The organism is Akkermansia massiliensis (assembly GCF_023516715.1).
Lineage (GTDB): Bacteria > Verrucomicrobiota > Verrucomicrobiia > Verrucomicrobiales > Akkermansiaceae > Akkermansia > Akkermansia massiliensis.
This window is the reverse complement of record NZ_JAMGSI010000001.1, coordinates 495,250-507,091: the sequence shown is the minus strand read 5'-3', so window position 1 is coordinate 507,091 and position 11,842 is coordinate 495,250. Positions and strand designations below refer to the sequence as shown.

11 protein-coding genes are annotated in these 11,842 nt (G+C 61.1%); 10 read left to right on the top strand and 1 reads right to left on the bottom strand.

Annotated elements, in window-relative coordinates:
- Positions 1-23: 23 nt before the first annotated feature.
- From M8N44_RS02165 to M8N44_RS02120, 10 genes are all read left to right on the top strand, one after another.
- Positions 24-1,760 carry an NADH-quinone oxidoreductase subunit G gene (locus M8N44_RS02165; RefSeq protein WP_218957709.1) on the top strand — a complete coding sequence of 579 codons (1,737 nt, stop codon included), beginning with the start codon at positions 24-26 and terminating at the stop codon, positions 1,758-1,760.
- 35 nt (positions 1,761-1,795) lie between these two features.
- Positions 1,796-3,064 carry a complex I subunit 1/NuoH family protein gene (locus tag M8N44_RS02160; protein WP_102726996.1) on the top strand — a complete coding sequence of 423 codons (1,269 nt, stop codon included), beginning with the start codon at positions 1,796-1,798 and terminating at the stop codon, positions 3,062-3,064.
- Between the two features lie 32 nt (positions 3,065-3,096).
- Complete coding sequence (locus M8N44_RS02155; RefSeq protein ID WP_022396667.1) at positions 3,097-3,660, top strand: NuoI/complex I 23 kDa subunit family protein; 564 nt, start codon at positions 3,097-3,099, stop codon at positions 3,658-3,660.
- Between the two features lie 36 nt (positions 3,661-3,696).
- Positions 3,697-4,497 carry an NADH-quinone oxidoreductase subunit J family protein gene (locus M8N44_RS02150; RefSeq protein WP_102728271.1) on the top strand — a complete coding sequence of 267 codons (801 nt, stop codon included), beginning with the start codon at positions 3,697-3,699 and terminating at the stop codon, positions 4,495-4,497.
- 27 nt (positions 4,498-4,524) lie between these two features.
- Positions 4,525-4,842 carry an NADH-quinone oxidoreductase subunit NuoK gene (nuoK, locus tag M8N44_RS02145; RefSeq protein ID WP_012420642.1) on the top strand — a complete coding sequence of 106 codons (318 nt, stop codon included), beginning with the start codon at positions 4,525-4,527 and terminating at the stop codon, positions 4,840-4,842.
- A gap of 23 nt (positions 4,843-4,865) precedes the next feature.
- Positions 4,866-6,698, top strand: a complete 1,833-nt coding sequence (nuoL, locus tag M8N44_RS02140) for an NADH-quinone oxidoreductase subunit L (RefSeq protein WP_102728270.1) — start codon at positions 4,866-4,868, stop codon at positions 6,696-6,698.
- 21 nt (positions 6,699-6,719) lie between these two features.
- The gene (locus tag M8N44_RS02135) at positions 6,720-8,144 is read left to right on the top strand and encodes a complex I subunit 4 family protein (RefSeq protein ID WP_102726993.1); all 1,425 of its coding nucleotides are present in this window, start codon (positions 6,720-6,722) and stop codon (positions 8,142-8,144) included.
- 47 nt (positions 8,145-8,191) lie between these two features.
- Complete coding sequence (locus tag M8N44_RS02130) at positions 8,192-9,574, top strand: NADH-quinone oxidoreductase subunit N (RefSeq protein ID WP_102728269.1); 1,383 nt, start codon at positions 8,192-8,194, stop codon at positions 9,572-9,574.
- A gap of 377 nt (positions 9,575-9,951) precedes the next feature.
- Positions 9,952-10,842, top strand: a complete 891-nt coding sequence (locus M8N44_RS02125; protein WP_022396661.1) for a DUF3472 domain-containing protein — start codon at positions 9,952-9,954, stop codon at positions 10,840-10,842.
- 2 nt (positions 10,843-10,844) lie between these two features.
- Entirely contained in the window at positions 10,845-10,997 is a 153-nt protein-coding gene (locus M8N44_RS02120) for a hypothetical protein (protein WP_022396660.1), read from the top strand.
- A 371-nt stretch (positions 10,998-11,368) separates the two neighbouring features.
- Here the strand turns inward: M8N44_RS02120 and M8N44_RS02115 are convergent, their stop codons facing one another.
- Positions 11,369-11,842, bottom strand: coding sequence for a hypothetical protein (locus tag M8N44_RS02115; RefSeq protein ID WP_022396659.1), 474 nt, complete (start codon positions 11,840-11,842; stop codon positions 11,369-11,371).

Sequence of the window (11,842 nt, the reverse complement as noted above, 5' to 3'; positions counted from 1 at the left end):
CCATTTCCCTCCCATCCGTCATCATGAGTGAAGAAGCTTCCAAACTCCCCAAAGACATTGCCGCCGAGGAAGGCAAGGTGAACGTCCAGATCAACGGAACGTGGCACCGGTTCCCGCGCGGCACGCGGATTGCAGACGCCTGCCGTTCCGTAGGCGTTCCCATCCCGTGCTTCTGCTACCACCCCAAGTTGGCCGTCGTCGGCTCCTGCCGCATGTGCATGGTGGAACAGGGGATGCCGCCCCGGCTGGCTCCGGGCCAGACTCCCTCCTATGATGAAAACGGCTACCAGCGCATCCAGTGGATGCCGCGCCCCATCATCTCCTGCGCGAACACGGTGGCGGAAAACATGGGCATCCGTACGGACAGCCCCCTCGCCAGCGAGGCGCGCCGCGGCGTGATGGAATTCCTGCTTACCAGCCACCCGCTGGACTGTCCCATCTGCGACCAGGCCGGGGAATGCAAGCTCCAGGAATACTCCAACGACTACGGCCAAGTGGAAGGCCGCTATGAGGAAAAGAAGACCAAGAAGGGCAAGAACCTGAGCATCGGCCCGCGCGTGAACCTGGACCAGGAGCGCTGCGTGCTCTGCGGCCGCTGCGTGCGCTTCATGCGCGACATCATGCATGACGAAGTTCTCACGATGGCCCAGCGCGGCACCTTCAACGCCATCACGGTCTATCCGGGCCGTGAGCTGGACAGCAACTACTCCCTGAACACCGTGGACCTCTGCCCGGTAGGCGCTCTTACCTCCAAGGACTTCCGCTTCAAGATGCGCGTCTGGTTCCTGAAGGAAACCAAGACCATTGACGTGGACTGCGGCACGGGCACCAACATCATCCTCTGGACGCGTGAAGACAAGGTGTACCGCATCACCCCGCGCCCGAACGACGCCGTGAACTCCTGCTGGATGCCGGACTCCCACCGCCTGAATTACAAATACATCAACGCGGAAACGCGCATTCCCCAGCCCGTCATACGCACGGACGCGGGAGCGCCCCACCGCCCGTCCACCTGGGAACCCGCCCTGGCCTCCGTCACGGAAGCCGTCAAGCGCGTCTCCCCGCACCAGCTCGCCATCATCGCCTCCGGGCGCATGACCAACGAAGAACTTTACATGGTCCGCCACCTGGCCGCGCAAATCGGCACGGACATGGTGGACATCGTCCCCCGCATGGGAGAAAGCGACGGCATGCTGATTGCCGCGGACCGCAACCCGAACACGAACGGGGCCAAGCTGGTGCTGGGCATTGAACCCGGCTCCAGGCTGGCCGCCATCCGCGACGGCGTGCGCAACGGCTCCATCAAGGGCATCCTCACGCTGGGGGAAGACCTCACCGCCCCGGAAGCCGGCTTCACGGCGGAAGACCTGAAAAAGCTGGATTACCTGTTCATGACCGCCCACAGCGTGAATGAAACGGCGCGCCACGCGGACCTGGTTCTGCCAGGCGTCACGTATGCTGAAAAATTCGGAACGATGATCAACGTCACGGGCCGCATCCAGCGCCTGAACCGCGCCATCCAGCCCGTGGGCTACGCCAGGGATGACTGGCAGATTCTCCGGGACATCACCCTTCTGCTGGGCGGCAACCCCGCGCTGAAAGACTTCAACTCCGCCCTGGACATCCTCACCGTCATGAGCACGGAATACGGCGCCCTTAACGGCGTCACCTGGGGCTCCATAGGAGACGGGGGCCAGCCCATTCTGGAAACCGGCGTCACCATTCCCGTGGTGGAACATGAAAAAAGCCAGGGCCGCTAATCACACTTCACACGCACACAACCTGTTAATCCGCCATGATTGATTCGATTCTAACCTTTTGCGACGAAGTGCTCAGCAACCCTGTGTGGTTCTACGTCATCACCCTGCTGATCAAAATCGTCATCTGCTTCGCCATCACCATCCTGTTCATTCCGGTCTGCGTGTACATTGAACGCCGGGTGGCCGCCTGGATTCAGGACCGCGTGGGGCCCAACCGCGCCGGCATCCCGCTGAGCATCTTCCGCCGCTTCGGGGCGAAGTCAGACCTGCCGTTTAAAAAGACGCTGGACTACTTCGGCCTTCCCCACGACGGCAAAATCGCCAACCTGTGCCGCTTCTTCCGCCTGGACCGCGACATTCCGATCTTCGGCCTCGTGCAGCCCATGGTGGACGGCGGCAAGCTGTTCCTCAAGCAGGACTTCACGCCTCCCTTCGTGCGCCGCGTGTACTTCTGGATCGCCCCCATCCTGGTGCTGGCCCCCCCGCTGATGACGGCGGCCGTGGTCCCCTTTGCCGGAGACCTTCACACCTCCTACGGCAACGTAAACATGGCGGTGGCCAACCTCAGCGTAGGGCCCCTGTGGATGTTCGCCATCTCCTCCCTCTCCGTATACGGCCTGGTGCTGGCCGGATGGTCCTCCAACTCCAAATTCCCCTTCCTGGGCGGCGTGCGTTCCTCCGCCCAGATGATCTCCTACGAAATCAGCATGGGCCTGTCCATCATCCCCGTGCTGATGATTTACAGCACGCTGGACCTCTCCAACATCGTGGAATACCAGGCCGCCAACGGATGGCTGCTGCTTCCCGTGTGGGGCGAGGGCCTGAGCTGGCAGCGCTGGATCCTGCTGGTTCCCATCGCCATCAGCTTCATCATCTTCCTGACCTCCATCTTCGCGGAAGCCAACCGCACGCCCTTTGACATGTCCGAATGTGAAACGGACCTCGTGGGCGGCTACCACACGGAATACTCCTCCATGAAATTCGCGCAGTTCTTCATGGGTGAATACGCCGCCATGGTGGTAGGCTCCTCCCTGGTCATCACGCTGTTCCTGGGCGGCTGGTCCATCGGCTTCGGCCTGGACGGGTGGCTCAACGAACACGTAGCCAACTGGGTGGCGGTCATCTGCCAGCTCATCGCGTACGTGCTCAAGCTCCTCTTCTTCGTCTTCTTCTTCGTCTGGGTGCGCTGGACGCTCCCCCGCTTCCGTTACGACCAGGTGATGAAGCTCGGCTGGATGGTCTTCTTTGAACTGGCCGTCATCAACATCTTCATCACGGCCGCCATCCTGTACTTCGTCAAGTAATCAACCTTCTTCATCCCGACAACATCACTATTATGGCCTTCAAAACGATCAAGCGCCCGAAGATTTCCCTCGGAGAGCGGTTCTACTTGCAATCCATCCTTGGCGGTCTCTGGATCACCATCAAGCACCTCGTTCTGGCTCTGCTGGGCAAATCCCGCAACAAGAAGGAACTGGCCGGCTCCGGCATAGGCGTCACGATGCAGTACCCGGAATTCCGGTGGGACAAGCACCTGCCGGAATACTACCGCGGGGCTCCCGTCCTGGTGAAGGGGGAAGACGGCCGCGAACGCTGCGTGTCCTGCCAGCTCTGCGAATTCATCTGCCCTGCCCGCGCCATCACCATCACCCCCGGCGCCATCAAGGAAGGCCCCTGGGGCAAGGTGGAAAAAGCGCCCAGGGAATTCCAGATCGACATGCTCCGCTGCATCTACTGCGGCATGTGCGAGGAAGCCTGCCCGGAACAGGCCATCTTCATGAGCCAGGACTACCTGTTCACCCCCACGGACAAGGCCCAGGCCATCCACAACAAGGCCAAGCTCTACGAAATGGGGGGCACCCGCAAGGGACTGGTCAACAAGTGGAACCAATACAAATAAATCACCCCGAAACATTCACTCCAATTTCCGTACGTTATGAACATTTTTGCCAGTGACATACTCTTTTACGTCTTCGGGGCCCTGGCCGTGATCCTGTCCCTGATGGTCGTCTTCATGCGCAACCCCGTTTCCTCCGCCATGATGATGGCCCTCTCCTTCGGAGCCACGGCCGCCGTCATGATCGGGCTGGGCGCCCACTTCCTGGGCATTCTCCAGATTCTGGTATACGCCGGAGCCATCATGGTGCTCTTCGCGTTCATCATCATGCTGCTGAACGTGAAGCGGGAAACCTCCCCCTTCCGGCGGCCCGTCTCCGTCGCCATCGGCGTCATCATCGCCGGCCTCTTCCTCGGCCAGCTCATCGGCATCATCTACTCCCTGCCCGGCGCGAAGGAAACGCACCGCTGCCCGATGGCCACCGCGGAACAGGCGTGGAACGATCTGAAGATCGGCCAGGACAGCGCCAATTCCGGGAAAACGGAAACCAACAACCTTTCCGGGGAATGCGCGCAGAAACCCTGCGTTGCTTCCGGCGGATGCACACGAGGATCGGACTATGCCATCACCAAGACATCTCTTGACCAATTGCTCCATTCCACCTGCGGCATAGCACCGTCCATCACCCTCCCTCCCCTCTCCCCCCAATGTTCCGCACACCTCTATCCGGAAGGCACCACCATCCGCGCGGAAATAGACAACGGGGAATTCCCGGATACCGCCCTGCTGGGCCGCACCCTGTTTGACAAATACAACCGGAGCCTGGTCATCGCCGGGCTGGCCCTGCTGGTGGCCTCCATCGGCGTCGTCGTGCTGAGCCGCCGCCCCTTCGGCAAATAACCCGAACCCCTTACCACAGCCATCATCATGATACCTCTTACGCATTACCTGATCCTCTCCGGCGTCCTGTTCGCCATCGGCCTGATGGGGGTGATTGTCCGGCGTGACATCATCGTCATCTTCATGTGCCTGGAAATGATGCTCAGCGCGGCCAACCTGTCACTGGTGGCGTTTTCACGCGCCCAGGGCACCATGGGGCTGCCCAATTACGACGGACAGGCCCTCTCCATCTTCATCCTGACCATCGCCGCGGCGGAAGTAGCCATCGGGCTGGCCCTCATCGTCTCCCTGTACCGGGCCAGGCGCACGGCCAGCACGCAGGACCTCAACACGCTGAAAGACTAAGAGCAACATACCACTTCAAGAACATGTTTAATATTGATATTCAATACACCTGGCTCCTGCTCTTCCTGCCGCTGGTCGTAGCCGCCTTCAACTGGTTCCTGCTGACCCGGCGTCCGAACGTCGCGGCCCTCACCTCCACCTTCTCCTGCCTGGCGACCTTCGTTCTTTCCCTGGGCCTGCTGGACCAGACCGGCTCGGACTCCTTCTCCTGGCTTCCGATCTCCGACGTCTTTTCCGTTGACCTGGGCTTTGTGCTGGACCCCCTTTCCACCCGCATGATGCTGGTGGTCACGGGCATCGGCCTGCTGGTCCACATCTTCTCCCTGAGCTACATGGCGGACGACAAGGCGAAAACGCGCTACTTCGCAAGCCTGAGCCTCTTCATGTTCTCCATGACGGGCATCGTCCTGGCGAACAACATCGCCATGACCTTCATCTTCTGGGAGCTGGTGGGCCTTTCCTCCTACCTGCTCATCGGCCACTGGTACACCAGGGACGCCGCCGCAAACGCTGCCAAAAAGGCCTTCATCTGCAACCGCGTGGGGGACTTCGGCTTCCTGATCGGCATCCTGACCCTCTGGGCGCTGACCAACACGCTGGACTTCAGCCTGATGGAAATGCCCGCGGGCCTCAGTGAAACCCTGCTGAACATCACGGTGCTGTGCCTCTTCTGCGGGGCGGTGGGCAAATCCGCCCAGTTCCCGCTGCACGTGTGGCTTCCGGACGCCATGGAAGGCCCCACCCCCGTCTCCGCCCTGATCCATGCGGCCACCATGGTGGCCGCCGGGGTGTACATGATGGTGCGCGTCCAGTACTCCATCGGCGTGGAAGCCTTCCCCGCCCTAGCCTGCAACGTCATTGCCGTCATCGGCGCCGTCACGGCCGTCATCGCCGCCTTCATGGCCACCCAGCAGAATGACATCAAGCGCGTGCTGGCCTACTCCACCCTCTCCCAGCTGGGCTACATGGTCATGGCCCTGGGCCTGCTGGCCGGGGAAGCGGCCATGTTCCACCTCTTCACCCATGCCTGGTTCAAGGCCCTGCTCTTCCTGGGCGCGGGCGCCATCATCTTCGCCTGCCACCATGAACAGGACATCTGGAAAATGGGCGGCATCATGAAGCGCATGAAGCTGACCTCCCTTACCTTCATCATCGCGACCATGGCGCTGGTCGCCATTCCGTTCACGTCCGGCTTCTTCTCCAAGGAAGCCATTCTGGAAGCCGCCCTGCACAAAAACCCGGTCTTCTTCTGGATCGGCGCGGGCGTGGCCCTGCTGACCACCTTCTACATGATGCGCGTGATCTTCGTGGTCTTCTTCGGCAAGAGCCGCAGCCACAGCTCGGAACACGCCACGGAAGTGGGCGGCCTCATGCTGGTTCCCCTGCTGATTCTGGCCGTGCTGGCCCTCATCTCCGGCTACGGCTTCATGGCTGACAGGCTGGTGCCCTTCAACGGGTTCGTTTCCGAAAGCTTCCATATCGGCATGCCCTTCTACGTCTCCATGGGCGCGCTGGTGCTCGGCATCCTGCTGGCGGCCGTCTTCTATGCGGGCTCCCCGGCCTCCGACAAGCTCTCCGGCAATGCCGTCTCCCGCGCCCTCGCCAACCGCCTCTACATTGACTGGTTCTATGACAAGGTGCTGGTCAGGGGCATCCAGGGCTCCCTGGCCGCCATCATCGACTTCATGGACCAGTTCATCATCTCCGGCCTCATCGTGGGCGGCCTGGCGCGGCTGACCGCCGCCGTCGGGTCCCTGCTGCGCCGCCTCCAGTCCGGCAGCATGGCCGCCTACACGGCCCTCTTCGGCATCGGCCTGCTCCTGGTCATCTACTTCACCGTCTTCTATTCCTGCTAACCTACCAACCAATCACACACCATGCTTATCTGGCTTGTTCTCATTCCTCTGATTGCCACGGCCCTCATCGGTCTGTGCAAGGCGCCCGCACGCCCGACAGCCCTGCTCAGCGCCGCGCTGACGCTGGCCCTCGGCATCTGGGCCCTGGTTAGCTTTGACGGCTGCTCCTCCTGCTGGTCCCGCTTTGAAGGGATGGACCTCCAGCTCACCTTGGCCCCGGCCCTGGCCAAAGTGATGCTGCTGCTGACCATCCTGGTGACCTTCGCCACCGTGCTGGGAACCAACCCGCCCAAGGGAGGGGAAGCCTCCTGGTACAACTCCGCCCTGCTGATTTCCGCGGGCGCCACCGGGGCCTTCCTGTCCGACAACATCATCTCCTTCTTCGCCTTCCATGAGCTGGCCCTCATCCCCACCTTCGTGATGATCGGCCTGTACGGACGCGGCGACCGCCGCACCACGGCCTGGCGAGCCACGCTTTACCTGGGGCTTGCCTCCATGGTGCTGCTGGCCGCCCTGCTGATGATCGGCACGCAGGCGGGCTTCACCTTCTCCGGATTGAAAGACTTCATGGCCGGCGGCCGTGAGCTCGCCCACGCGGAACTCATCGGCGCCCTGCTGATCGCCGGGTTCGGCACGCTGATTTCCCTCTTCCCCTTCCACTCCTGGGCAGCCCCCGCGTATGCCTCCGCCCCCGCTCCGGTGGCGATGATGCATGCGGGCGTGCTCAAGAAGTTCGGCCTGTACGGACTCTTCATGTTCCAGCCGCTGATGGAAACTGGCTTCCTCCCCTGGACGAACATCCTCCTTGTCCTGCTCGTCTGCAACGTCATCTGGGTAGGCTACGTAACCGTCAACCAGAAGAGGCTGGATCTGCTCCTGGGCAACTCCTCCGTGATGCACATGGGCTACATCTTCCTGGCCTTCGCCGCCCTGGTGGCCTCCGGTTCCGCGGAAGCCAACCCCTGGGCGCTGAAAGGGGCCGCCCTGCTGATGCTGGCCCACGGCCTGACCATCGCCCTGCTCTTCCTGCTCTGCGGACAGATTGAAAAGCAGACCGGCACGCTGGAAATCAACTCCCTGGGCGGCCTGAGCACCAGACTGCCGCGCATGGCCTTCGTCTTCGGCCTGGCGGGCATGGCCTCCATCGGCCTCCCCGGCCTCGCCAACTTCCCGGGGGAATTCATGGTCTTCTTCTCCGGCTTCGCCGGATTTAACGACAGCTTTGGCCCTGTCCAGATCGCCACCATTCTGTGCCTCTGGGGCCTGGTCATCGGCGCGGTGTACATGCTGAGGGCCTACCGCAACATCTTCCAGGGGGACCTCTCCAAGGCCGCAGCCTACGCCACGGAACTGCTGCCTTCCGAACGGGCGGCCAACTACTTCCTGACGATCACCCTGGCGGTCTTCGGCTTCTTCCCCACGCTGGTGCTCCAGTTCTTCTCCTGATTCCCCTTCCGAATACAATCCAAGTTTAACCCGATCTTCTTTTACCCATGCAAGCGTATATTCCGGAATTCATCCTGGCCGGCCTGGCGATGCTTATGCCCCTGGCCGAGACCTTCTGCAAAAAGACGCCCAAATTCGTCTTCGGGCTGATTGGCGCGGCGGGTGCCCTGGCGATGCTCCCCTTCTACATGGGGGGACTCTATGACAACGTCTACATCATCCTGGCGCTTGTCGCCACGGCAGTCACCCTGCTGCTGTCCGTGGACTTCCGGGCCGTCATCAACCTCTCTTCCAACGACTCCAAGTCCCAGGACGGCACGGGGGAATTCTACATCCTTCCCCTGCTGGCCTGCGTGGGCATCACCTCCCTGTGCAAAGCCTCCAACCTGGTGGAACTGTTCGTCTCCCTAGAAGTGCTTACCCTGAGCTCCTTCATCATGGTGGGCTACTTCCGCCGGAACCTGGGCTCCACGGAAGCGGGCATCAAGTACCTGATTCTGGGCGCCGTCAGCACGGGCTTCCTCGTCTTCGGCCTGGCCTGGTACTTCGGCGTCACGGGAACCTTCATCTATGACGGAGCCATCGTCAGCCACGCGCTGGCGGGCCAGACGGCCCCCGCCATGTACCTGGCCCTCGCCATGCTGCTGCTCGGCACGGCCTTCAAAATCGGCGCGGTTCCCATGCAATTGTGGATTCCGGACGTATACCAGGGCGCACCCACTCCGGTGACGGCTTTCCTTTCCGTAGCCTCCAAGGTGGCCGGCTTCGCCCTGCTCAACATCATTCTGGCTCCCTTCGCCGCATTGCCCCCCGTTGAATTCGTCGTGGCCCTGATGGCTGCGGCTACGCTGCTGGTGGGCAACCTGGGCGCCATTCCGCAGACCAACCTGAAGCGCATGATGGGTTATTCCTCCATCGCGCAGGCCGGCTTCATCCTTCCCCTCTTCATCGGCACCGTGGATGGGCGGCTTGCCCCGAACGCCCCGTTCTACCTGGCCGTGTACCTGGTCATGACCTTCGGCGCCTTCTTCGCCCTCGCCATGATCCGCATCCAGCGCGGGAGCGAGGAAATCTCCGCCTTCCGCGGCCTGGGCAAGACCAATCCCCGGCTGGCCCTGGCCATCACCATCATGTTCGCCTCCCTGGCGGGCGTGCCTCTGACGGCCGGCTTCTTCGCCAAAATGATCTCCTTCGTGCACGTCATCAACACGGGCCTGTACCTGAGCTGGATGCTCCCCGTCATGATCATCTGCGCGGCCTCCGGCTTCTATTACTACTTCAAGGTCATCCGCTCCATGTACTGGGACAAGCCCGCAGAAGACGCGGACCCCGTACAGGTTCCCGTCATTTCCGGAGTGATGCTGGCGGCCTTCTCCATCTTCATCGTGCTGGGAGGCCTGATGCCCCTCTTCCTGAACCCCATCCGGTAGAACGACACTTCCCGTTCATCATCCCGAAGGCCGTTCCCGCATCCGCGCGGGACGGCCTTCTTCATTCCGGAAGCGCCGCGGGCCTTTGCGGCAGTTAAAGGAATCAATCAGCCGCATTGAACGAAAGCAAACAAATGGAAGACCACATCATGGGGGCGTCCTTCCGGATATGCAATTCCGGTTGCCGTAAAGGCTTGCGGTTCTCCCCCAGTTTCATGAATTTCTCCGGAATGCTCATGCCGAAAAAATCTTGAAAAAAGTGCAGTTTCCATGCGAGATTTCCCACAGGGCAAACGTAATTAGCCCGTACTAATTATTTGCTAGCCTCCATCCCTCCGGACGGAGAGCGGCCAACCATCAATCAATCATTCAAAACCATGCGTCTTTTCTCCGCCACAGCCGTCGTTTGCGCCGCCCTGTTCTCCGGAACCACTCTCCTGCATGCCCAGGAAGACCCGGAACTGCTGGCAAAACGCCAGTGCCGTTCCGTCCATGTCATGCAGCAGGGCCACCCGGCCCAGGCGAGCGCCCTGTACAATGAAGTGAAAGCCAAGACATCCGTTCCGGGCACCTACTTCTGCGCCATGAATTTTGACGACGGCTACATCGGCTTTCAGGAACAGTCCAACGGTAAAAAAGTCATCATCTTTTCCATCTGGGACCCGGTGGCCCATGGGGACAACCCCAACAGCGTGCCGGAAGAAGAGCGCACCAAACTGGTAAAGCTGGGTGAAAACGCGCGCTCCGGCCGCTTCGGCGGCGAAGGAACGGGCGGCCAGAGCTTCGTGGACTATCCCTGGACCGTCGGGGAAAACATGCGTTTCCTCGTCTGCGTCAAAAAGATGGGGAAATTCAAGGAAATCAGCGGCTACTACTTCAACAACAAGGACAAGTCCTGGGACCTCATTTCCAAATGGAAAACGCATTCCTCGGAAAAGGAACTTTCCTTCTCCGTCGGATTCGTGGAAGACTTCATGCGCAACTTTGAATCCGCCAAGAAAGCCCGCGGCGCCTTCTTCGGCCCCAGCTTCGCATACAAGGACGGCAAATGGCACCCCAACACCAGCGTGACGTTCACCGGCGATCCCACCCCCTCCACCAACGTCATGGCAGACATCCAGCCCAACGGTTCCGTTCTGCTCCAGACGGGCGGAGAAACAAAAATGACGGATTTCAAACTGTTCCAGAACCGTCCCCTGCCCCAGGATGCCAATCCTGTCCAGCCTGATGAAGTCGTCACCAGGCTCGTTCAGGAGAACATCAAATAATCATGTCCCTTACCGGCTGGCTAACCATGATCGTTTCCATCGGCGGCGTATTGACCGCCGCCGCATGGGCGTATTACAAGGTGCTCTCCACTCCCAAGGAGACGGAACACCTGGGCAGCCCCACCCCTCCCATGCCGGAGGACCCGGAGGAATAAGGCTCCGGCCCGGCGCATGAACAATTCCCGGTCCGCGGAAACTGCCCGGATTTGTCCTGCCCATCCGGGGATTGCCGCAGCCCCCCGCGGCCCTCAAGGTAAAACTGAGCGCCAGCGGACTTTTTATCCTGAAAACCAGTACCCCCTGCCGGACGTTTTTCATTTCAGCTGACGCAGGGCTTGCGGCGCTTCCGCAACGCGTGCCAGCCAAAAACCTGGAACAGGATAAATACGCCGTCCATCTGCTCAATAGCCACGCAAACGCACGACGCACGCGCCAGCCATCCCCAGCGCATCCACGCATGCAGTCCGGGCCGTCCGCCATTCAGGCAGTATCCGGTTCACGGATATTCCTTGAACAATTTTCCCTTTTAACCGTCCGACGGGGGAAGGATGAAACCCAGCCGGTCAATGCCGTACCTGGCGCATTCCTGCCACAGGGATTTTTCCAGGGCTTCCGCCGTCCGGCGGCGTTCCTCCTCCGGCATGCTTTCAAAGTACTCCGGCCCCAGGTGTTCGCTGATGGCCTTGTCCGCCATGCGCGTCACCAGGTCCGCCCAGAAAATGTTGTCCCGGTACTCGTCCAGGCAGTCCTGGAAAAAGGCGTTTTCCTCATATTCCCGGGTGAAGGCGTAACCGCCCAGATCGTCCGCGTAGGCAATGCGGCCCTTCAGTTTGGGCGTGGCGGATAGTTCCTCCATCAGCCGGGAGACCAGCTTTCCCCACGCCACCAGGCGTCCTTCCGCCCCATCCTGCTGGTTGGAGGCGGCCACCGTGGCGGCGGTGGAAAGCATTTCCGCCAGATCGCGCGCCTCGTCGTCGGATAATTTCAATGTCACCGGCAT

Excerpts from the sequence above, each read along its gene's own strand:
- M8N44_RS02115 (WP_022396659.1), bottom strand. The coding sequence starts at position 11,842 with ATGCCGGTGACATTGAAATTATCCGACGACGAGGCGCGCGATCTGGCG.
- M8N44_RS02135 (WP_102726993.1), top strand. The coding sequence starts at position 6,720 with ATGCTTATCTGGCTTGTTCTCATTCCTCTGATTGCCACGGCCCTCATC.
- nuoK (WP_012420642.1), top strand. The coding sequence starts at position 4,525 with ATGATACCTCTTACGCATTACCTGATCCTCTCCGGCGTCCTGTTCGCC.
- M8N44_RS02125 (WP_022396661.1), top strand. The coding sequence starts at position 9,952 with ATGCGTCTTTTCTCCGCCACAGCCGTCGTTTGCGCCGCCCTGTTCTCC.
- M8N44_RS02150 (WP_102728271.1), top strand. The coding sequence starts at position 3,697 with ATGAACATTTTTGCCAGTGACATACTCTTTTACGTCTTCGGGGCCCTG.
- M8N44_RS02120 (WP_022396660.1), top strand. The coding sequence starts at position 10,845 with ATGTCCCTTACCGGCTGGCTAACCATGATCGTTTCCATCGGCGGCGTA.
- M8N44_RS02165 (WP_218957709.1), top strand. The coding sequence starts at position 24 with ATGAGTGAAGAAGCTTCCAAACTCCCCAAAGACATTGCCGCCGAGGAA.
- M8N44_RS02160 (WP_102726996.1), top strand. The coding sequence starts at position 1,796 with ATGATTGATTCGATTCTAACCTTTTGCGACGAAGTGCTCAGCAACCCT.
- M8N44_RS02130 (WP_102728269.1), top strand. The coding sequence starts at position 8,192 with ATGCAAGCGTATATTCCGGAATTCATCCTGGCCGGCCTGGCGATGCTT.
- M8N44_RS02155 (WP_022396667.1), top strand. The coding sequence starts at position 3,097 with ATGGCCTTCAAAACGATCAAGCGCCCGAAGATTTCCCTCGGAGAGCGG.
- nuoL (WP_102728270.1), top strand. The coding sequence starts at position 4,866 with ATGTTTAATATTGATATTCAATACACCTGGCTCCTGCTCTTCCTGCCG.